General features: G+C 65.6%; 22 protein-coding genes and 1 tRNA gene. 5 read left to right on the top strand and 18 right to left on the bottom strand.

Annotation, left to right across the window (positions count from 1 at the left end):
- Nucleotides 1-38: 38 nt before the first annotated feature.
- The 10 genes from AC1DWU_RS01500 to AC1DWU_RS01455 form a co-directional block, all read right to left on the bottom strand.
- The gene (locus AC1DWU_RS01500) at nt 39-683 is read right to left on the bottom strand and encodes a nicotinate-nucleotide adenylyltransferase (RefSeq protein WP_477148183.1); all 645 of its coding nucleotides are present in this window, start codon (nt 681-683) and stop codon (nt 39-41) included.
- Nucleotides 680-1,963, bottom strand: a complete 1,284-nt coding sequence (locus AC1DWU_RS01495) for a glutamate-5-semialdehyde dehydrogenase (protein WP_477148182.1) — start codon at nt 1,961-1,963, stop codon at nt 680-682. The genes AC1DWU_RS01500 and AC1DWU_RS01495 overlap by 4 nt, the downstream gene beginning before the upstream one ends.
- Nucleotides 1,963-3,099 (bottom strand): glutamate 5-kinase, encoded by a 1,137-nt coding sequence (gene proB, locus AC1DWU_RS01490; RefSeq protein WP_477148181.1) that lies wholly within the window; start codon nt 3,097-3,099, stop codon nt 1,963-1,965. The genes AC1DWU_RS01495 and proB overlap by 1 nt, the downstream gene beginning before the upstream one ends.
- A complete protein-coding gene (gene obgE, locus AC1DWU_RS01485; protein ID WP_477148180.1) occupies nt 3,099-4,142 on the bottom strand; it encodes a GTPase ObgE in 1,044 nt (347 codons plus the stop codon). The genes proB and obgE overlap by 1 nt, the downstream gene beginning before the upstream one ends.
- Nucleotides 4,139-4,696 carry a GNAT family N-acetyltransferase gene (locus AC1DWU_RS01480; protein ID WP_477148179.1) on the bottom strand — a complete coding sequence of 186 codons (558 nt, stop codon included), beginning with the start codon at nt 4,694-4,696 and terminating at the stop codon, nt 4,139-4,141. The genes obgE and AC1DWU_RS01480 overlap by 4 nt, the downstream gene beginning before the upstream one ends.
- A 6-nt stretch (nt 4,697-4,702) precedes the next feature.
- Entirely contained in the window at nt 4,703-5,347 is a 645-nt protein-coding gene (locus tag AC1DWU_RS01475; RefSeq protein ID WP_477148178.1) for a GNAT family N-acetyltransferase, read from the bottom strand.
- Complete coding sequence (locus AC1DWU_RS01470; protein ID WP_477148177.1) at nt 5,347-6,015, bottom strand: Type 1 glutamine amidotransferase-like domain-containing protein; 669 nt, start codon at nt 6,013-6,015, stop codon at nt 5,347-5,349. The genes AC1DWU_RS01475 and AC1DWU_RS01470 overlap by 1 nt, the downstream gene beginning before the upstream one ends.
- 136 nt (nt 6,016-6,151) lie before the next feature.
- Nucleotides 6,152-6,421: a 50S ribosomal protein L27 gene (gene rpmA / locus AC1DWU_RS01465; RefSeq protein ID WP_477148176.1), complete on the bottom strand. Its 270-nt coding sequence runs from the start codon at nt 6,419-6,421 to the stop codon at nt 6,152-6,154.
- A gap of 12 nt (nt 6,422-6,433) precedes the next feature.
- On the bottom strand, nt 6,434-7,057 hold the full coding sequence (gene rplU, locus AC1DWU_RS01460) for a 50S ribosomal protein L21 (RefSeq protein WP_477148175.1): 624 nt from the start codon (nt 7,055-7,057) through the stop codon (nt 6,434-6,436).
- 225 nt (nt 7,058-7,282) lie between these two features.
- On the bottom strand, nt 7,283-7,732 hold the full coding sequence (locus AC1DWU_RS01455; protein ID WP_477148174.1) for a gamma-glutamylcyclotransferase family protein: 450 nt from the start codon (nt 7,730-7,732) through the stop codon (nt 7,283-7,285).
- A 96-nt stretch (nt 7,733-7,828) separates the two neighbouring features.
- On the opposite strand from AC1DWU_RS01455, the gene AC1DWU_RS01450 reads away from it, so the two are divergent.
- From AC1DWU_RS01450 to AC1DWU_RS01430, 5 genes are all read left to right on the top strand, one after another.
- Nucleotides 7,829-7,918, top strand: a tRNA-Ser gene (locus AC1DWU_RS01450).
- 446 nt (nt 7,919-8,364) lie between these two features.
- Nucleotides 8,365-9,354, top strand: coding sequence for a BMP family protein (locus AC1DWU_RS01445; protein WP_477148173.1), 990 nt, complete (start codon nt 8,365-8,367; stop codon nt 9,352-9,354).
- A 7-nt stretch (nt 9,355-9,361) separates the two neighbouring features.
- Nucleotides 9,362-10,888, top strand: a complete 1,527-nt coding sequence (locus tag AC1DWU_RS01440) for an ABC transporter ATP-binding protein (protein WP_477148172.1) — start codon at nt 9,362-9,364, stop codon at nt 10,886-10,888.
- Nucleotides 10,885-11,964: an ABC transporter permease gene (locus tag AC1DWU_RS01435; RefSeq protein ID WP_477148171.1), complete on the top strand. Its 1,080-nt coding sequence runs from the start codon at nt 10,885-10,887 to the stop codon at nt 11,962-11,964. The genes AC1DWU_RS01440 and AC1DWU_RS01435 overlap by 4 nt, the downstream gene beginning before the upstream one ends.
- 1 nt (nt 11,965) lies before the next feature.
- Nucleotides 11,966-12,904, top strand: coding sequence for an ABC transporter permease (locus tag AC1DWU_RS01430; protein ID WP_477148170.1), 939 nt, complete (start codon nt 11,966-11,968; stop codon nt 12,902-12,904).
- Nucleotides 12,905-13,588: 684 nt separating this feature from the next.
- Here AC1DWU_RS01430 and AC1DWU_RS01425 read toward each other — a convergent pair.
- The 8 genes from AC1DWU_RS01425 to AC1DWU_RS01390 form a co-directional block, all read right to left on the bottom strand.
- Entirely contained in the window at nt 13,589-13,795 is a 207-nt protein-coding gene (locus tag AC1DWU_RS01425) for a LacI family DNA-binding transcriptional regulator (RefSeq protein WP_477148169.1), read from the bottom strand.
- 11 nt (nt 13,796-13,806) lie between these two features.
- Nucleotides 13,807-14,742 (bottom strand): TIM barrel protein, encoded by a 936-nt coding sequence (locus AC1DWU_RS01420; RefSeq protein ID WP_477148168.1) that lies wholly within the window; start codon nt 14,740-14,742, stop codon nt 13,807-13,809.
- A gap of 25 nt (nt 14,743-14,767) precedes the next feature.
- Nucleotides 14,768-15,709, bottom strand: a complete 942-nt coding sequence (locus AC1DWU_RS01415) for a sugar phosphate isomerase/epimerase family protein (protein ID WP_477148167.1) — start codon at nt 15,707-15,709, stop codon at nt 14,768-14,770.
- 56 nt (nt 15,710-15,765) lie between these two features.
- Nucleotides 15,766-16,938, bottom strand: a complete 1,173-nt coding sequence (locus AC1DWU_RS01410; RefSeq protein ID WP_477148501.1) for a Gfo/Idh/MocA family protein — start codon at nt 16,936-16,938, stop codon at nt 15,766-15,768.
- 94 nt (nt 16,939-17,032) lie between these two features.
- On the bottom strand, nt 17,033-17,938 hold the full coding sequence (locus AC1DWU_RS01405) for a sugar phosphate isomerase/epimerase family protein (RefSeq protein WP_477148166.1): 906 nt from the start codon (nt 17,936-17,938) through the stop codon (nt 17,033-17,035).
- Between the two features lie 32 nt (nt 17,939-17,970).
- Nucleotides 17,971-18,789, bottom strand: a complete 819-nt coding sequence (locus AC1DWU_RS01400; RefSeq protein ID WP_477148165.1) for an ATP-binding cassette domain-containing protein — start codon at nt 18,787-18,789, stop codon at nt 17,971-17,973.
- On the bottom strand, nt 18,789-19,796 hold the full coding sequence (locus AC1DWU_RS01395) for an ABC transporter permease (RefSeq protein ID WP_477148164.1): 1,008 nt from the start codon (nt 19,794-19,796) through the stop codon (nt 18,789-18,791). Before AC1DWU_RS01395 ends, AC1DWU_RS01400 begins: the two co-directional genes overlap by 1 nt.
- A 120-nt stretch (nt 19,797-19,916) precedes the next feature.
- Entirely contained in the window at nt 19,917-20,834 is a 918-nt protein-coding gene (locus AC1DWU_RS01390; protein ID WP_477148500.1) for a substrate-binding domain-containing protein, read from the bottom strand.
- Nucleotides 20,835-21,000: the final 166 nt, after the last annotated feature.

Here is a 21,000-nt window from a genome sequence, read left to right as displayed (position 1 = left end):
ACGCTTCGTTTGGAGTTCTGCAAGGCAGCGGGGTGCAATCAATTTGCCGGATCGCTCTGCCGAGCTTGCCGCCGCGCCCGGATGGCGCTCGAAGACTGTGGTGAAGTGATGCCGTGGAGGTAGACCCAGGCCGGCGGTTTGCTGTTCGCAAGGGTCTCGGCGGCCGCCTCGGGGAGGCGATGTTTCTTCAGCGCGATGGCTGCCTTCGACACGGTGGCGCGGAAGGTGGAGCCGGGGCGCGCGTAGACGGCGATCGGCATCAGCGCAGCGATATCCTGCCAGCGCTCCCAGCGATCGAACTGGGAAAGGTTGTCGGCGCCCATGATCCAGACGAAGCGGGTATCGGGGCAGGCGGCGACCAGCCATTCGAGCGTATCGACGGTGTACTGGAAGCGGTGCAGGGCTTCGACGCCGGTGACGTGGATGCGCGGGTTGGCGGTGAGGTCGCGGGCGGCGCGGACGCGAGCCTCGAGCGGCGCGAGTTCGGAATGGTCTTTTAACGGGTTACCCGGCGAGACCAGTAGCCACACGGCATCGAGGTCGAGGCGCTTGAGGCACTGCTCCGCCACGAGGCGGTGGCCGTCGTGGATCGGGTTGAAGCTACCGCCGAACAGCCCGACGCGCAGGCCGGAGCCGGACGGGGGGAGGGCGGTGATGTCGGGCGCGAGGCTCGTTTGGATCAAGGCCGCGTCTGCCCGTTGCCTTCGACGAGATATTTGAAGCTCGTCAACTGCTCGACGCCGACCGGGCCGCGGGCGTGGAATTTTCCCGTGGCGATGCCGATTTCGCCGCCGAAGCCGAACTCGCCGCCGTCGGCGAACTGGGTCGAGGCGTTGTGGAGCAGGATGGCGCTGTCGATCTCGTTGAAGAAGCGGGCGACCGAGCTGGCGTCCTCGGTGATGATCGCCTCCGTGTGGTGCGACGAGTATTTGCCGATATGGGCGATGGCCTCGCCGACGTCGGCCACGATTTTCACCGAGATGATCGCGTCCTCGTATTCGGTGTGCCAGTCCGCTTCGGTCGCGGCGACGGCCTCGGGGATCAGCGACATGACGGTCGCATCGCCGCGGATCTCGCAGCCCTTGGCGACGAGCGCGGCGATCACCGGCGTCAGGTGCGTAGCGACGACATCGCGGTGCACCAGCAGCGTCTCGGTGGCGCCGCAGACGCCGGTGCGGCGCATCTTGGCGTTGAGGGTAACATCGATGGCCATCTGCAGCTGGGCAGAGGCGTCGATGAAGGTGTGGCAGATGCCCTCGAGGTGGGCGAAGACCGGTACCCGCGCTTCGGACTGGACGCGGGCGACCAAGGTCTTGCCGCCGCGCGGCACGATGACGTCGATGGTGCCGCCGAGTCCGCCCAGCATCTCGCCGACGGCGGCGCGATCGGTGGTGGGGACGATCTGGATGGCGTCGGCGGGGAGGCCAGCGGCCTTCAGGCCCTCGACCAGGCAGGCGTGAATGGTGCGGGTAGAGTTCACGCTGTCGGAGCCGCCGCGAAGGATCACCGCATTGCCGGCCTTCAGCGTCAGCGCTCCGGCGTCGGCGGTGACGTTGGGGCGGCTTTCGAAGATGACGCCGATGACGCCGAGCGGGGTCGAAACACGGCGGATGGTCATGCCGTTGGGGCGGGTCCATTCGGCCAGCTCGCGGCCGACCGGATCGGGCAGGTCGGCGATGGTGCGAAGGCCCTCGATCATGCCGTCGATGCGCTTGTAGGTAAGCTGCAGGCGATCGAGGAAGGCCTTGGAGATACCCTTGCCCTCGGCGGCGCGCATGTCGAGCGCATTGGCCGAAAGGATATCGTCGCGGCGGGTGTCGATGGCGTCGGCGGCGGCGTGCAGCGCCGTGACCTTGCTCCCGGGCGTCGCAAAAGCCAGCACGCCAGCGGCGACGCGGGCGCGACGGCCGATCGCGAGCATCACGGTGGAGAGGTCGTTGGCGACTGCCTCAGCTGCGCTCATCAGACTTTGGCCTCCTGGCCCATCAGCACCACCATGTTATCACGGTGGATGAGTTCCGACCGCGTGCCGATACCGAGCAGCTCGGAGACACGCGCCGAGTTCTTGCCCTTCACCAGGTCGGCCTCCTCGCGACCCATGCCGGCAAGGCCGCGGGCGATCTCGCGTCCGTCGGGGCCGAGGATGGCAACCGCATCGCCGCGGCCGAATTCGCCGGTGACGCGGGTGACGCCGATCGGCAGCAGGCTCTTGCCATCGAGCAGCGCGCGGGCGGCGCCGGCGTCGACATGGATGGCGCCGAGCAATTCGAGATGGCCCATGATCCAGCGCTTGCGGGCCTGGGCACGGGATTCGGCGGGGGCGAACAGCGTATGACGTGCGCCTTCGGTGAGGGCGCGGAGCGGATGGCTCTCGGTGCCCTTGGCGATGATCATCGCGGTGCCGGCCTGCGTCGCGATCTTCCCCGCCTCGACCTTGGTGGTCATGCCGCCGCGGCTCAGGTGGCTGGCGGCGCCGCCGGCCATGGCGTCGATCTCGGGCGTGATGGCAGCGACGAAAGGCAGGTGCTCGGCGTTCGGGTCCTTGGCCGGCGGGGCGGTGTAGAGCCCGTCGACATCGGAGAGAAGGATCAGGCAGTCGGCCTCGATCATGGTCGCGACGCGGGCCGACAGGCGATCATTGTCGCCGTAGCGGATCTCAGCGGTGGCGACGGAATCATTCTCGTTGATGATCGGGATGGCGCCGAGGCCCAGCAGCGTCGAGATGGTGGTGCGGGCGTTGAGGAAGTAGCGGCGTTCCTCGGTGATGTTGGGCGTGAGCAGAATCTGGCCCGTGACGATGCCGTGCTCGGCGAGCGCCGCGGACCAGGCCTGCGATAGGGCGATCTGGCCGGCGCTGGCGGCGGCCTGGCTCTGCTCGAGCGGCAGCGCCTTGGCATCGAGGTTCAGCAGCCGGCGGCCGAGCGCGATGGCGCCTGACGAGACGATGACCAGCGATACGCCCGCTGCCTTAAGCGCAGCGAGATCGGCGGCGAGCGAGGCGAGCCATTCGGCGCGCAACTTCCCGGTCTTGCCGTCGACGAGAAGGGCGGAGCCGATCTTGATGGTCAGGCGCCGGTAGGGCGCGAGGGCGTTGGCCATCAGGGCACCCAGGTGGGCTCGGCCTTGCGGCGTTCGAGTTCCTCGCGCTCGGCCTTGTCGGCGTCCATCTGCGCGACGATGCGGTAGAGCACCTTGTCGACGCCTTCGCCGGTGACGCCCGAGCAGGTGAAGACCTCGGCCTTGCTGGCGCGCTTCAGCACCTTCACCTTTTCCTTCACCTCGTCGGGATCGATCGCGTCGATCTTGTTGAGGACGACGATCTCCGGCTTTTCGGCCAGCTCCTCGGCATAGGCAGCGAGTTCGCCGCGGATGGTCTTGTAGGCGGTCTTCACATCCTCCTGCGTGCCGTCGATCAGGTGCACGAGAATGGCGCAGCGCTCGACATGGCCGAGGAAACGGTCGCCCAGCCCCTGACCCTCATGCGCGCCCTCGATCAGGCCGGGAATATCGGCCAGCACCAGGTCGCGCTCGCCGATGCTGACGACGCCGAGATTGGGGTGGAGCGTGGTGAAGGGATAGTCGGCGATCTTGGGCTTCGCCGCAGAGACGGCGGCGAGGAACGTCGACTTGCCGGCATTGGGCAGGCCGACCAGGCCGGCATCGGCGATCAGCTTCAGCCGCAGCCAGATCCATTTCTCGGTGCCGAGGAGACCGGGATTGGCGCGGCGAGGTGCCTGGTTGGCGCTGGTCTTGAAGTGGGCGTTGCCGAAGCCGCCATTGCCGCCGGAGAGCAAGGTGATTTCCTGGCCGACCTCGGTGAAGTCGACGATCAGCGTTTCGCCGTCCTCCTCGAACACCTGGGTGCCGACCGGGACCTTGAGGATGGTGTCCTCGCCCTTGGCGCCGTGGCGGTCCTTGCCCATGCCGTGGGTGCCCGTGGCGGCCTTGAAGTGCTGCTGGAAGCGGTAGTCGATCAGTGTGTTGAGGCCATCGACGCAGCGGATGATCACATCACCGCCGCGGCCGCCATTGCCGCCGTTCGGACCGCCGAACTCGACGAATTTCTCGCGCAGGAACGACACCGCGCCGGCACCGCCATTGCCGGAGCGTACGAAGACCTTCGCTTGGTCGAGGAATTTCATCTGATACTTTCTCTGGTGACCTGCCGGTGGGCCATCCAGGCGGTGCGTGTCAATTCCGTGTCGATATGGCGCACCTCCTCTCCGCGCGCAAGGCAAAGGCGCGTGGAGGTGCCGATCTCGACGAATCCGACCTTCTTCTGGATGGCGAGCGAGGCCTTGTTGAAGTGGAACACGCCGGAGGCGAGGGTGGGAGCGCTGGTGGTCTCGAAATACCAGTCGAGGCTGGCGCGTACCGCCTCGCTCATCAGTCCGCGGTTCCAGAACGGCTGGGCCAGCCAATAGCCGATGACGGTCCCCTCGATATCGCGGTGAAAGCCGACATTGCCGATCACCCCCTCGCCATCGAGGTCGATCATGAAGCCGGTCTCGCCGGCCGGGGTGTCGGGCCGCCAGGTGCGCAGCCACGCCTTGGCGTCGGCGAGTCGATAGGGGTAGGGCACGCGGCTGAGATTGCCGGCCACGGCGAAGTTGTCGAGGAACCGGGCGATGCGCGAGGCATCGTCGAGCACCGGCTGGCGGAGGGTCAGACGGGCAGTGCGGAGCGTTACGTCCATATCAGGTCAGCTCCACTTGGGCTGTTCGAGTTCGAAGAATACCACCGGCTTGCCCTGGTTGGTGCCTGAGGGGCCGGGGCCTTCGCCGGTGCGGATGAAGCCGGCCTTGCTGAGGACATTCTGCGAGGCGTCGTTGCTGACCAGCGCCCGGGCCTTGATGCGCGGGAACAGGTGTGTGGCGAAGGCGGCCTCGATCAGGCCCTTCACCGCCTCGCTCATGATGCCCTTGCCCCAGTGGGGCTCACCCAGCCAGTAGCCGAGTTCGGGTAGCTCGCCAGGGTGGAAGGTGAACCCTACCACGCCGATGAACTGGTCGTTGAGCGTGATGGCATAGGGCCGTTCATCGGGCCGCTGCGCGATGATCTCGATGAAGCCGATGGCGTCGGCCCTCGTATAGGGATGCGGCAGGCGCGACAGCTTTTCGGCGATCGCCTTGTTGTCGGCGAGCTTCACCAGGTCGGGTACGTCCCCGCGGATCGGGGCGCGCAGCACCAGCCGGGGCGTCTCGATGCGGTGCGGCAGGGCATCGCGCTGGCGGCGGGCCGCCAGCTTCGCCGTCGCCTCGGCGAGCGCTTTCGCCTGGGCGGCGGGGCCCATCAGCTGGGGCCGCCGCTTGGGGACAAAGTCCTCGTCGTCCTCGAACTTCTTCATCACGCAATCCTCCGCGTCGGATCGATCGACGCCGTCCGATCCTCGGTCCACACGATCACCTCGCCGTCGCGCAGGGCACGATAGCGGAGCCCACGGCCGCACAGATGCCGCACCGCGCGTTCTGCCGACGTGGTCTCGGGGTGTGGCGAGCGGTAATGCGGGACGATCGCGTGGTCGATCAGCCCGAGGCCGTCCCAGACGATCTCGCGGTCGTAGCCAGGCGGCGCCTCGTCGGGATCATCCATCAGATGGATGCCCTCGAGGCTCGGCGCCGCCACCACGGCACCTGCCGAAAAGCCGCCATAGACGATCTCGTCATTGTCGAGCATGTCGACAATCACGTCATCGAATCCCGACTGCTTCATGGCGCGGCGCAGCACAAACGCGTTGCCGCCGGTGACCCAGACCAGGTCGAACTGGCTGAGCCGGGTTCGCAGCCCTTCGGGGTCGCCGAAATGGTCGCGCAGGTCGAGGGGGGTGGCGGCGATGCCGAGCGAGCCCAGCTCCGAGACCGGGTCATAGGCCTCGTTGCGATAGAGCTCGCGCGCCGCGGGCGAGATGTTGTCGAGAGCGTTCTCGATGATGGCGGCGCGCTTGCCACCACCCAGGAGCGCGAGAAGCGAACCGGCGCGGTCGCCGATCCGATAGGAGCTCAGGTACAGTCTCATTTTCAGCCGCCCTCACGACGAAAAAGACAAAAGGGGAACCGGATTCCGGCTCCCCTTGGATCTTGTCGCGCGGCGGACTGCCTAGTCGCCTTGCCGGGGAGCTGGTCTCCGGCAGGGGTTGTTAGGCCTCACCGGGTTATTCTGCTGCTTCTGCTGCCGGGAGTACCGACACGTAGACTTTGGCGTTGGCGCGGGTTTTGAACGCCACGTGGCCGGGGATAAGGGCGTAAATGGTATGGTCGATGCCCATACCGACGCCGGTGCCCGGATGCCATTTCGTGCCGCGTTGGCGGATGATGATGTTGCCACCGATCACAGCTTCGCCGCCGAACTTCTTGACGCCAAGACGTCGGCCAGCCGTATCGCGACCATTGCGGGAGGAACCGCCTGCCTTCTTATGTGCCATCGGTTACTCTCCTTATTCCTTGGTCGCCTTGGGAGCGGCCTTCTTGGCCGCCGGCTTCTTCTCAGTCGCGGGCTTCTCAGCCTTGGGCGCAGCTTCCTTGGTCTCAGCCTTCTTGGGAGCGGCAGCCTTCTTGGCGGGAGCCTTGGTCTCGGTCGCGTCAGCAGCCGGAGCCGCCTTCTTCGCCGGGGCCTTCTTCACGGCGGCCGGCTTGGCGGCAGCCTTCGGGGCCTCGGTCACGGTGGCCGAAGCAGCGGCGGCGGCAGCGCGCTTTTCGGCGCGGGCCTTGGCGATCTCGTCGACCTTGGTGGTCGGCTTGGCGCCGCCGGTCAGGATCTCGGTGATGCGCACGGTCGACAGGCGCTGACGATGGCCGTTACGGCGATCGTAGTGCTGGCGGCGCTCCTTCTTCAGGATGATGACGGTGCGCTCTTTCTCGGTGGCGATGAACTGGCCAGCAACGAGGGCACCCGCAACCAGCGGCGCGCCAACGGTGACCGCGTCACCCTCGCCAACCATCAGGACCTGGTCGAAGGTGACCACGTCGCCGGGCTGGGCGTCGAGCTTCTCGATCTTCACCACGTCATTGGCGGCAACCTTGTATTGCTTGCCGCCGGTCTTGATCACTGCAAACGTCATAGCTTTGCCGGGATATCCCGGACCTCTTCGTTATCGCGCCCTGTGGCGCCGCAGGCGATGCCTGTTCCTGCGGGCTTCGAGATAGGCTGCCAATCGAATTGGCGGCGGCCTCGGACAGCGGTTGAACAAAATCAAAAATGCGCGCGGCAGATGCCGCACGCAATTCGAGCGGCCTTATCGGGGCAAATTCAAGCGGAGTCAAGGTCGGCGACGCAGCAAATCCGGCTAGTTCGGGCGCACCGCAATCAGCTTGGCACGAATGTCGGCCGCACTCGCCGCCTCGGCGCCGAGAACCCGCGGCTTATGTTCGGCCTGCCAGCGGCCGAGCGACCAGTCGAGGCCCTCGTTCGGAACAGCAATCGCCGGCAAATACGCGTCGGCCTCGAACAGGTCCTCCTCGACCATCGCGGCCACCGGCGTGCGCCGATATTCCTCGCCCTCGAAGGCGTCCAGCAGGTCGCGCTCGAACGGGCTGAGATCGATCAGCAGCAGTCCTTCCGCGGCGGCCCCCGGCACTCGGATCAATGCGGGGTAGATGCGCCCGGGATAGTGCACGGCGCGAAAGCCAGGCGCGCGAGCGATGTGCTGACCACCCGGCCGCAGCGCGCGGCCCAGCACGGCGGCCAGGAGATCAGGGTCGCGCAGCGTGCCATAAACAAAGAGCGGAAGGGTCATGCGCGTGGGCGAGCCAAAGAGTGTTGCAGCGTCCATCATGCTATGCCATAAGCCCGCCCGTCTCGACCAGCCGCGGCAACGCGTCATCGACCTCGCGGAGAGGTGGCAGAGTGGTCGATTGCACCGCACTCGAAATGCGGCATGGGGGCAACTCCATCGGGGGTTCAAATCCCTCCCTCTCCGCCATTAACTCGTTGATATTAAACGTGTTTTTTGTCTCCTCAAGGCGCCTTGGATAACCCACGGAAAGGTCGCGTCTATTCGCCCTGGCAGCCACGCGAACCCAACTGGAGACGCCTAATTCGGAGCCCGAAATCGCGATGCACTCGCGTCATTCTCTAATGGCCAGTTTTGCACTTGGCATTGGGGCGCTTCACTCCATCACTCGTTCGCGGACCGACTACAAGGCAGGGACGCAGTCCACGCTCGTTTGGGATCATCACGCTGGTTTCATCGGTGCATGGGCAGCTAGCCATGCACCCAAGGTAGGGGGTACCTGCGCCTCCGGTCGGGCATGAAACGATTGACGACAACCCCAGCTGTCATACGATCCGCTGTCGCGCTGCGATCCCGAATGTGAGGACGCTGGGGCCTGCCCACGCCTCGCGCGGCGCGTGACCCAGGAGAAACGAATGGCATCCTTGATGACTCTTTCCCGCCGGCGCTTCGCGCAGGCGGCGCTGTTGCTCGTCGCCTCGACGGCGCTGACCCCGGCTCTGGCCGCCGACCCGCTTAAGATCGCGATGATCCTGCCCGGTCCGATCACCGACAATGACTGGAACTCGGTCGGCTACAATGGCCTGCAGGCCGCCGGCAAGGCGCTGGGGGTCGAGACGGCCTATGTCGAGAATGTCACCGACGCCGATGCCGAGCGGCTGCTGCGCGACTTCGCCGAGCGCGGCTATGGGCTGATCTTCGCGCACAGCTTTTCGTTCGGCGATGCCGCGCTGAACGCGGCCGAGGATTTCCCCACCACCATCTTCATGGCCGGCACCGCGGCGTCACTGGCGCCGAACCTTGGCACCTATTCGAACCCTGACTATCAGGGCGCCTATCTGGCGGGCATGCTCGCTGCGGGTGCCAGCAAAACCGGCTCGGTCGGCTGGGTCGGCGGTATGCCGGCGCCCAACATGCTGGCGAACCTCCACGCCTACGAAGCCGGCGCAAAGGAAATCAAGCCCGAGATCAAGGTGCTCCATACCTTTATCGGCTCATGGTTCGATCCGCCCAAGGCCAAGGAAGCGGCGATCGCGCAGGTCGAGCAGGGCGCCGACGTGCTGAGCGCGCAGGGCGTCGGCGTGATCGACGCGGCCCTGTCGAAGAAGGTGTTGGCGCTCGGCGCGATGACCGACCAGAACCACCTGGGGCCCGAAGTGGTGCTGACCAGCGTCACCTGGGACCTCGGGCCGCTCGTGACGGCGGTCGGCCAGGCGGTGATCGACGGCACCTGGAAGAGCGAGAACTGGTCGTATGGCGTTGCCGCCGGCTCGGTCGGGCTCGCTGATTTCCACGGGCTCGACAAGAACGTCGATCCGGCGGTGCTGAGCGCGGTCAGCGACAAGATCGAGGCGATCAAGGCCGGCACGTTCGAGGTGCCGCTCGATACGACCGAAGTGCAATGATCCCGACGTGACGACCACTGACGAGGACACACCGGCGGTTGCGATGCGGGGTATCCGCGTCGCCTTCGGCCCGGTGGTGGCCAATGACGATGTGAGCTTCGCAGTAGCGCCAGGCGAGATCCACGCGCTGCTGGGCGAAAACGGGGCCGGCAAGACCACGCTGATGCGAGTGCTGGCCGGCCTGCTGCAGCCCGAGGCCGGGACGGTCGAGGTCGGCGGCGTGGTGGTGCGGATCGACGGCCCACTCGCGGCGCGGCGGCTCGGCATCGGCATGGTGCACCAGCATTTCATGCTGGTGCCGACGCTGACCGTGGCCGAGAACATTGCGCTCGGGCTGAAGGAGGTGCGGACCTGGTTTCCGCGGCTCGATCACTTGGCCGACGAGATCGATGCGCTGGGGGCTCGCTTCGGGCTGGCGGTCAACGCACGAGCGCTCGCGGGCGAACTCTCGGTCGCCAGCCAGCAGCGGGTCGAGATCGTCAAGGCGCTGTATCGCGGCGCGAAGATACTGGTGCTCGACGAGCCGACGGCGGTGCTGACACCACAGGAGAGCGCGGCGCTGTTTCCTGTGCTGAGGTCGCTAGCTGAGGGCGGCACCGCGATCGTCTTCATCTCGCACAAGCTTAACGAAGTGATGGCGGTGACCGACCGGATCACCGTGCTCAGGCGTGGCAGGGTAGCGGGGACGCTGCGGACGGCTGAGACGAAGCCGCGCGAGATTGCGCGGATGATGGTCGGCGGTGAGGTAGCGCTGCCGCATCTCGAGGGCACGGTGGCCGACAGCCAGCCCGTGCTCGAAGTCGAAGGGCTGGGGCTAACCGACGTGCGCGGCGTACGACGGCTAGAGGGTGTGAGCCTGACGGTGGGGGCCGGTGAGATCGTGGCGGTGGCGGGGGTCGACGGCAACGGGCAGCAGGAGCTGGCCGAGGCCATCGTTGGGCTGCAGCGGCCCGGTGCGGGGCGGGTGCTGATCGACGGGGTCGAGATGACGCATCGACCGGTGAGCGAGCGGATCGCGGCGGGGCTGGCGCACATTCCGGAGGATAGGCATCGCACGGCGATATTCGAGCGGATGTCGGTCACCGACAATGCGGTGGCGGAGGAGGCTGGGCGGCCGCAGTTCTCTCGCTGGGGCATTCGGCGGCGGCGCGAGACTCGGCGCTTTGCCGAGGCGCTGGTTTCCGATTTCGACGTGCGGCTGGGGAGCGTCGAGCAGAGCATCGGCTCGCTCTCAGGCGGCAACCAGCAGAAGGTCGTGCTCGGCCGGGCGCTGAGCCGCGATCCGCGGCTGATCATTGCGGTGCAGCCGACACGCGGGCTCGATATCGGCGCGACGGCGTTCCTGCAGAGCCGGTTACTGGAGCGGCGGGCGGCGGGAGCTGCGGTGCTGTTGATTTCGACCGAACTCGACGAGGTGCTAGCGCTGAGCGACCGGATCGTGGTGCTGTTCAAAGGGCAGGTGACGGGGGTGGTGGAGCGTGCGCAGTTCAGCGTCGAGAAGCTGGGGCTGATGATGGCCGGGAGGGCGGCGTGAGCGAGACGGCGTCCGAGGCCGCTGCCAGGCTGGTGCGGCGGTACCTCTTGCCACGCTCGGTGTTTTCGGGCGTGGCGAGCGTGGTGATCGCGTTCGCAGTCGGGGCGATGCTCATCGCGCTGATCGGGCGGAATCCACTGCTCGCTTTCGCTAGCCTGTTCGAGGCGTCGCTGGGGAGCACGAACGGGCTGGCCGAGACAGCGATCCGCACGGTGCCGCTGGCGCTTTGCGGCATCGGCATCGCCCTGGCGTTCCGGGCGGGCGTGTTCAATGTCGGGGCCGAGGGGCAACTGTTCATCGGCGGCACCGCGGCGGCGTGGGTGGGGCTGCAGCTCGCCGGCCAGCCGCAATGGCTTGTTCTGCCGGCGATGGGGATCGCGGCGGCGATTGCCGGGGCGGCGTGGTCGGCTATCGCCGGAGTGCTGAAGCTCAGGCTGCGAGCGGACGAGCTGATCACCACCATCATGCTCAACTACATCGCCATCTATTTCGTCGGCTACCTGCTGCACGGGCCGTTGCAGGATCCGGGTTCGCCGCTGGCGCGGACGGCACGGCTCGGCGCCGAGGCGCGGCTGCCGATGCTGCTCGAGGGGACGCGGCTCCATGCCGGGCTGCTGATCGTCATCCTGGTGGCGATCGTCGCGCAGGTGTTTCTGTGGCGGTCGGTTGCGGGGTTCCGGCTACGGGCCGTGGGCTATAATCCGCGGGCGGCGGAGAATACCGGCATGAACGTCAAGGCGGCGCTGTGGACCGGGTTCCTGGTGTGCGGCGCGCTGGCTGGGCTCGCCGGGTTCTCGGAGGTCGCGGGCGTGCAGCGGCGGATGATCGAGAACCTGTCGCCGGGGTTCGGCTACACGGCCATCATCGTTGCGCTGCTCGGGCAGACCAATCCGCTCGGCGTGCTGGCGGCGGCGGTGCTGTTCGCGGCTTTGCAGATCGGTTCGACGACGATGGAATCCGCGGCCGGGGTACCGAGCGCGCTGACCACGGTGATCCAGGCGCTGGTGGTGCTGCTGCTGATCGGGCAGAACGCGATGCCACGGCTGTTGCGCAAGCGCGCCGCGGCGGGAGGCTGAGATGGGGTGGCTCGCCGATCCGGTGCTTGCCGGATTCATCGCCGCCAGCGTGCGGCTGTCAATCCCGATCCTTCTCGCGGCGCTGGGCGGCATGTTCGCCGAGAAGTCCGGGGTGCTGAATATCGGGCTCGAGGGGATGATGCTGATCGGCTGCTTTGTCGGCTTCATCACCGTCCACTGGAGCGGCAACCTGTGGCTCGGGGCCGGGGCGGCGTTGCTGGTCGGGGCGATCGCCGGGTTAGGGCTGGCGTTCTACGCGGTGACGCTCAGGGCCAACCAGGTGGTGGTGGGGATCGCCTTCAACCTGCTGATGCTGGGGGTCTCGGCGTATTTCTTCCGGCTGGCCTTCGGCAACGGCACCAGTTCGCCGCGGGTCACGCCGTTCGCGCCGGTGGATTTCGGGGCGCTGGCCGAGATCCCGATCCTCGGGCCGCTGCTGTTCCAGCATGATCCGCTGACCTACCTTTCGCTCGGCCTGGTCGCCGCCGCCTGGCTGGTGATGCACCGCTCTACCATAGGGCTCTCGATCAAGGCGGTGGGCGAGCACCCCGAGGCGGCCGAGACGCTTGGGCTCGACCCGATCGCCATCCGCTATGCGGCGGTGGCGGTAAGCGGGGCGCTGGCCGGACTCGGTGGCGGGTTCCTCTCGATCAGTGCGACGGGGGTGTTCCTCGACAACATGACGGCCGGTCGCGGCTATATCGCGCTCGCCATTCTTATCCTCGGGCGTCGGCATCCATTCGGAGTGCTTGTCGCGGCACTGTTGTTCGGCGCGGCGGAGGCGCTGCAGCTTCGCGCGCAGCTGCTGCCTAGCGGGGTACCTCTGCAGTTTCTGATCATGCTGCCCTATGTGCTGACCATCGTGGTGCTCGCGGTTTCGGCGAGCCGAAGCGGTGCGCCGGCGGCGTTGGGGCAACCTTACGAGAAGGGGCGGGCCTAACGGATACTCTCGCGAGACTCACTTTGCTGGCCACCTCGCATGAAACGAACCGTCTGCTTATCAAAGCCTAGAGTCTGCCTGTGGCACCAAACGGCTCAATGGCAGCTTCTGCTCAAGGCGGACATTTGAGAGGCTACCGCGTGGAGGGAGGGACCTGCTCAAAACCAGTGGTGGAGTTTAGTCGCAAACTAGCTACCAATCGGTTCGATAAGCTAACGCAATCAATAACTTAGAGACTGACCCCCGCTCGAAATTCCTTAGACATTACGAGGGTTAGCCAAGATCACCTCCATCGCCATTTCGTGTTCCTCCCCCCGCCATTAACTAATTGATATTGCTGGTGTTTTTGGTTTTTCAAGGGGTCGCCGGCTAACCCTCGGGAAAGTCGAGTCTATTCGCCTTGGCAGCCGCGCGAACCAAACTGGAGACGGCGAATTCGGAGCCCGAATTCGCGATGCAGTCCGACCGTTCTCTAATGGGCCATTTCGCACTTGGCATTAGGGCGCTTCATTCCACCACCAGTTCGCTGAACCGACTCGTTGGCAGGCAGTAGCGGCGTAGAAGGTCCACTTTTGCGCCAATAGCGGACGTTCGCTGCACGAAATCGCCCCGCGGTGTGCGCTGCGCAATTGCTCAGACCATCGCCCCCGTGGCGGCGACGCGGACGGCCTCAAACGTGATCGGCTAGAGATCGCGGTTCACGCCCTCTACCAGGCGGATTTTTCGGGCGTTGATCTCCCATACGGCGGAGATAACCCGCCCACGCGTTCGCTTGCTCACGTTGTGCTGGCCCTTCAGAGCGCGGTGTACCGTGCTCTCCGCGACACCGGCGAGGGTCGAGATTTCCTTGATGGTGCCGAGACGCTCAATGCCGAGAGCGGGTTCAAACATCTCTAGCCCTCCTAGTTGGTAAATCCGACTTCCCGGAGGAAGCTCCGGCTCGCTGCCAGGTCATCGAGGATGCTGCCGGTGTTTCGCGGATCGCGTTCCTGCTCGATGGTGATGTAGCCCGCGTAGCCCCGCGACTTGAGCAGGTCGTAGACGGCACCGTAGTCGATCGAGCCGCGGCCGATGGGACACATCACCCCCTTGGCGCAAGCATCGAAGAAGCGGATGCGCTCCTGCATGACCGCGTCGAACACGACCGGGTCTATGTCCTTGAAATGGATATAGTCGATGCGGTCCCAGTAGCGGCGGAGCGTCTCGACAGGGTCCATGCCGGCATAGGCGGTGTGCCCGGTGTCGATGCAGAGGCCGGCAATCTCTGCCGGGACGTCCTCGACGATCCGCTCGATCTCGTCGGCGAACTCGATGTGGCCGCCGGCGTGCGGGTGAATGACGGCACGGACGCCGAAGCCGTCTCGTGCGCGCTCGGCGATGGCGCGGATGTTTCCGATCATGCCCGCCCAGGCTTCGCGGTCGAGGCGAACCGCGCGGTCGGAATGCCCGGCGGCATAGTCCCGCGCGTCGTGCCCCCAGTCCATGACGGTGAGATACGGCGCTTCGAAACGCTGGTGGACATGGTTGGCCGGCTTGGGCAGGCGGGTGATGAGGGCGCAGATTTCCTCGGTCTGGCGCAGCAGGTTGCCGCGATTCCGGGGATCGACGAGGTTGTCGAAGATCGTGCCCGCGACGATGCGGAGCTGGCGCCGGTCCAGCGCAGCTGAAACCCGGTCCACATCAAGCGGCAGGTAGCCGTAGGGGCCGAGTTCCAACCCGTCGAAGCCGGCAGCGCGGGCTTCGTCAAGCACGTGCTCCCAGGGCGGCAGATGCGGGTTCTTGACGTCGTCGACGCCCCAGCAGCACGGGGCGCAGGTGATGGTGATAGGAACGCTCACGCCATTGCCTCGTTTCTGCCCGATCTCAGCGGCTGATCGTCGCCTTGAGGGCATCGATCGAAGACTGGATGCCGGCCTCGACGGACATGGTGAAGTCCTCCATCTCGAGGCTCACCCAGCCGTTGTAGCCCTGCATGCGGACGACCGAGAAAAACTCCTTCCACCACTGCAGATCGTGTCCGGCGCCGACCGCCACGTAGTTCCAGGTGCGGTTGGCGACGTCCGTCACCTCACGAAGTTCGAGCAGCCCGTCGACATCCGCCCGCCCACGCTCGATGCGGGTGTCCTTGCCGTGGCAATGGTGGATGGCGTTGCCGAGGGCGCGGGCTGAGGCGATCGGGTCGGCGCCCATCCACATCAGGTGGCTTGGGTCGAGATTCATGCCCACCTTGGGGCCTACTGCGTTGCGCAGCCGGAACAGGGTCTCCGGATTCCACACCAGCATGGCGGAGAAGTTCTCGAGCGCGTACTTCTCGACACCAACCTCGTCGGCCAGCCTGACGAGGTCGTGCCACAGCGGGAAGGCGCGGTCTTCCCACTGGTAGCGGTCGCGCTCCGGCATCTCGTTGGGCCAGGACTTGGTGTAGACCAGCCAGTTCGGCACCATGTCGCCCGGAGCGGCTTCGGGCAGGCCGGACATGGTCACGACCGTCTTGACGCCGATGGCGCCGGCGAGACGGATGGTGTCCTCCATCTCCTTGCGATGGCGCTTGCCCATCTCGCCCGGATCGAGGGGATTTGCCGAGCAGTTCAGCGCCGCGATGTGGAGGCCGCGAGCCTCGATCTCTTTCAGCTTGGACTTGAGCAGCGCCCCGTCGGCCAGCAGTTCGTCGGCGCGGAAATGCGGCGCTGGAGACCAGCCACCGCCGGTCATTTCGACGCCCTCGACGCCCAGTGCCACGCACTTGTCGAGCATCTGGGTGAACGGCAGGTTGCCCATGACGTCGGTGCAGATAGAGAGTTTCATCGTCGTTCCGTCCAAAGAAGGGGCGCGCCGAAGCGCGCCCCAGTGGGGAGAAGGGATTATTGGAACTCGACCCAGGCCGAGCCGGCGTCGGCGGAGCGCACGCAGTTCTCGAGCCAGCGCACGCCTTCGGTGCCGGCCTTGATGCCGGGGTAGTGATGGGTCGCGAGGAAGGCCTCGTCGCCACGGTTGCTGGCGTCGATGGCCTCTGCGATCCACAGGTAGATGTTGGACCAGCTGTCACCGAGCCCTTCGGTGTGCAGCGCACCCATGCGGTCGACGGCGAGGCTTTCCTCCTCGAGGTACGGCATGCCGTGGTGCAGAATGCGGTTCGGCTCGCCCTGCACGTCGTAGAGCAGCTGGTCGGGATGGGAATCGGACCATTCGAGGGAGGCTTTCGAGCCGACGAAGCGGTAGCGCTGGGACCCCATGTTTCCGGCGTTCACCGAGGATACCCAGAGCCGGCCGCGGGCCCCGTTGTCATAGTGGGTCAGCACTGTCGCGTGGTCTTCGAGCGGCGCACGTGTCGCAATGAAGGCCTTGCGGTCGCAGAGCAGCTTCTCGATCCTCATGTGCGGCAGCACGATCTCGGACAGGTAGTAGAGGTGCGTGCCGATATCGCCCAGAACGAAGGTCGGACCAGCGGTTCTGGGATTGGTGCGCCACTTCACCGCCTCGCCCGCGCCGACATCGTCGCCCGCGTTGAAGCCGTGGGTATATTGCAGGTCGACGATGCGGATGTCGCCCAGCAGGCCCTTCCTGACCATGGCCGCCATCTGGTGGACCAGCGGGTGGCCGGTGAAGCCGTAGGTGACGCCGACGATCAGGCCCTTTTCAACGGCCAGCTTCTCGATCTCGCGGCACTCGGCAACGCTGAAGAACAGCGGCTTTTCGCAGATGACGTGGAGGCCGGCTTCGAGGCAGGCCTTGGTGATTTCGTAGTGCGTGAAGTTGGGTGTGGCGATGGAAACCACCTCGACGCCGTCCTCGCGCCCGGCCTCCCCGGCAATCAGTTCCTTGTAGCCGGCGTAGCAGCGCCCGGCATCGACGCCGATATTGACGCCGAAATCCCGGCCGCGTTCGGCATCCAGATCGAAAGCGCCACAGACGAGCCGATAGGTGCCGTCGCGCAGCGCGCCGGTGCGGTGCTTGTAGCCCACCTGTCCGGTCCGACCGCCGCCGACCATGCCCCAGCGAAGCGGGGCCTTGATGGATCTTTCGCCATTCAACATCTTGATTGCCTTCATAGTTATTCGAAACGTGGAGTCGGGCCCGCGGACAGCAGGAGCCAGTGCCGCGGGCGCTAGAGCGGCGACAGGATCGCAGTCATTTCGCGGGCCAGTACTGGTCGATGTAGCGCTGCATTTCCTGGCGCATGAACCGGCCCGACTCGTCCGCGCGTTCTTCCCAGGCGAAGACGCAGGCGGTCATGATCCCATCGAAGCTGATTTCGGCCAGCGTGCCGAAGAAGTCGTCCCACGGCACTTCGCCCTGGCCGATGTTGAGATGCTGATGCACGCGGGCGGTGGAGCCCGGCGGGTTGATGATGTAGCGCAGGCCTGAACTGGCCTTGTGGTTGAACGTGTCCCCTACATGCACATGCGCGAGCACATCAGCGCATTGGCGGAGCATCGTCTTGGTGTCGTCGCCGAAATAGAAGGTGTGCGGCGCGCAGTAGAGGAACTTCACGTTCTTGCTGTTCACCGTGCGGATGATGTCGACGGCAGGCTGGATCGTTTCCACCCAGTCCTCCGGATGCGGCTCGATGTGGAGGGTGATCCCCTCCTTTTCGAGGATCGGAACCAGTTCCTCCATCGAGCGCCACCAGGCGTCCTCGCACGCTTCGATCATCGAACCGGTGTGGCAGCAGTAGCAGGTGCCCTTGTCCGGGTGCGGCCCGCGCCCGAACTCGGAATTCATGACGTCGACTTCCATCTCGACGGCGATCTCGATGGCGCGCTTCCAGTGACGGACGGCGGCCTGCCGCTCATCCTCGTCGTTGGAGGCCCAGCGGTACATCGGCAGCAGCGAGGCGATCCCCACCCCCTGCTCCTTGAGCGCGCGCTTGAAGGACTTCACCCGCTCGGGAAAGACGCGCGGCGCCTTGAACCACTCGAGGAAGTCGCCACGTGGCGACAGCTCGATCCAGTCGTAGCCAAGTTCCTTCACCTTCGCCGGGAGGTCCTCGAGCGACAAGTGGCGGTGCATGAACGGGTCAAGTGCGATCTTCATCGGTGTCTTCCTGGTGCGAAGGGAGCGAACTGCTACGGCGTGGCGCCAGAAGGCGCGCCGGCGTCGGAATTCCTGTGGCTTTCGATTTCGGCTTCCAGCGCGGCCATGGCCTCGCCGCCGGCCATCAGGTCGGTGATTTGCTCACGGGTCATCTCGCCCTTCCTGAAATCGGCTGCCTTGGCGCCGCGAATGAGCACCGCGAAGTGATCTCCGACGGTCATGGCGTGCATGACCTGGTGGGTGATGAAGATCACCGCCAGACCGCGCTTGCGGGCCTCGAGAACGATGCGCAGGACGTGCGCCGCCTCTTTGACACCCAGCGCAGCGGTCGGTTCATCGAGGATGAGCACTCGGGCACCGAAGTGCACGGCGCGGGCAATCGCCAGCGCCTGGCGCTCGCCACCCGACAGGCCACCGACGAGGCGATCACCATCGTCTATGCGGGTGATGCCGAAGCCTTGCACGGCCTTGACCGCGATCTCGTTGGCGGTTCTTCGGTCGTAGATGTTGAGCGGACCGAATTTCCGCGTCGGCTCTACCCCGACAAAGAACGAGCGGCCGATGCTCATCAGCGGAAACGTGCCGCCGAACTGGTGCACTGTCGCGATGCCGCGGTTGGCTGCATCGCGCGGCCCGGTGAACTCGACCACCTCGCCATCCATCTCGATGGTGCCCGAGCTGGGCTTGAACACCCCCGCGAGGGTCTTGATGACGGTCGATTTCCCGGCGCCGTTGTCGCCGAGCAGGCACAGCACCTCGCCCGCGTTCACTTCCAGCGAGATGTCGTGCAGCACGTCGATGGGACCGAAATGCTTGCTGATGTTCGAGAGCTTCAGGATCGGGCTTGCCATCACTTGGCTCCCTTGGCTTTGGGTGCGTAGGAGAGGGCTGCCCGGCGGAAGGTGTTGTTCATCAGCACGGCAAGGAGCAGCAGCACGCCGATGATCAGGCTGGACCAGTTGCGGTCGAAGTCAGTGTAGTAGATGCCCTGGGTCACGATGGCGAAGGTGATGGTTCCGAAGAAGATACCGATCACCGAGCCGAACCCGCCGGTCAGCAGCACGCCGCCGACGACGACCGAGATGATCGAGTTGAAGATGAAGGACTGGCCGCCCGCGACCTGCGCGGAATTGTAGAGGATCGCCTGGCACATGCCGACGAAGGCAGCGCTGGTGGACGACAGGACGAACAGCGTGATGGTCAGCCGTTCGGTCGGGATCCCGGCGTTGCGCGCGGAAACCTTGTCGCCGCCCATGGCGAAGACCCAGTTCCCGAACTTCGAGAAGTGGATGAAGTAGACATAGGCCGCCGTCGCCAGCACCCACCAGATGACCATCACCTGCAACTGGCCGAAGACGAAATCGCCGAACAGCATCTTGGCGATGCCCTCAGTCTTGAGCGCGACACTGGTCGACTTGGTGATGAAGACCGACAGGCCCAGCACCATGCCTTGAACGGCAAACAGGCTGCCGAGCGTGACGATGAGCGAGGGCACCGCCGTCCGCACCACCATCAGGCCGTTGATCAGGCCCACGACGACGCCAAGGCCCAGCGTGGCGGCAATGCCGACCCAGATCGGCAGGCCGAAATGCCCGGAGATGATGGACACCGTCATCGCACCGGCGGGGACCATGGCGCCGACCGAGATATCGAGTTCGCCCGCGATCATCAGCAGGCCGACCGGAATGGCGATGACGCCCAGGGTGGCCGCAACGTTGAGCCAGCTCGACATGCCGGCGATCTTCAGGAACGAGGTCCCGCCGAAGATCGAGAAAAACACCAGCACGGCCACGAGGCCAAGCAAGGCGCCCGCCTCGGGGCGGCGCAATAGCCCGCCAAGCGAGAGGCTACGGTTCATGGGACTCTCCCCGAATTCAAGAACAGAGGTGTCGTGAGGTGGATGGCCGAACGCGCCCATCGCTCTTCGACGAGATGGCCCGCCGCACTCGGCGGCAGGCCTGAGGTCGTCAGGACTCGATCAGCGCGCGCCCTTCGATACGCCCGCCAGCGTCGCATCGATGTTCGATGCATCGACGATGCCCGGGCCGGTCAGAACCGGGAAAGTGGGCAGGTCGGTGCCGAAGTCGATGGCGGAGGCCAGCAAGGTTGTCGCGAGGAAGCCCTGCAGGTAGGGCTGCTGGTCGATGGCGAACAGCTGCGTGCCGCCCTTCACACGGTCGAGGCCGGCCTGGTTGAGGTCGAACGTGCCGAGCATGGTCGTCGCCGTCTTGTCGGCCTGGCTGATGCCGATGGCCGCCGAGTCTGCATCGCCCGCCGAAATCGTGATCACGCCGTCGATGGTTTCGTCCTGCAGCAGCGTCGCCTTGATGGCTTCCGCAACCGCGGTGGCATCGCCGAAGGAGGTCGAAGGCAGCGGCAGTTGCGCACCCTTGCCGCCCTTGGCGGTGATGCCGTCGATCACGCCCTTGCAGCGCGCTTCGATATTGGCAGTGCCCGGCAGCGTGTTGATGCAGAGCACGTTCTTCTGGCCGTGCGCGGCGAAGTACTCGCCGCCCGCCGTGCCGGCCACGTATTCGTCCGAGCCCACATAGTTGATGGCGCCCAGTTCACGGGCCTTGTCCGCCCCGCCAGCGTTCATCAGGATCACCTTGATGCCGGCCGCGACCGCGTCCTTGATCGCCGGGTCCTCGGCTTCCGTCACCCAGTCAGGGATCACCAGCCCATCGACGTCCATCGAGATCGCGGTGCGGATCAGCTGCACCACGTCAGGCGCGAAATTGTCGTAGTTGACGAGGCGCAGGTAGTTGACCGAGCCGCCATTGGCGACGATCCCGGGCGTCGCGTCGTCGAGGCCCTTCTTGATGATGTTCCAGAACGCGTCGTCGTTCGACCCGCCGACGACCGCGATGTTCGCCGCCATGGCGCTCGAGGCCATCAGAGACGCCGCTACCAGTGCCGTAAGAAGATACTTCGCTTGTTTCACATTTCCCTCCCTGGAGCATTCGCCCCTTATGGCGGCGATACTCAACAGCTCAGGATGAGAGTCAACGAAAGCTGAACTGGCTCATTGATTTCATTCCATCCATGTCATACGGTCTCAT

This window comes from Devosia sp. P2_G7, assembly GCF_056403495.1.
Note: the sequence above shows the minus strand (reverse complement) of the source record. Positions and strands in the feature narration are given on the sequence as shown.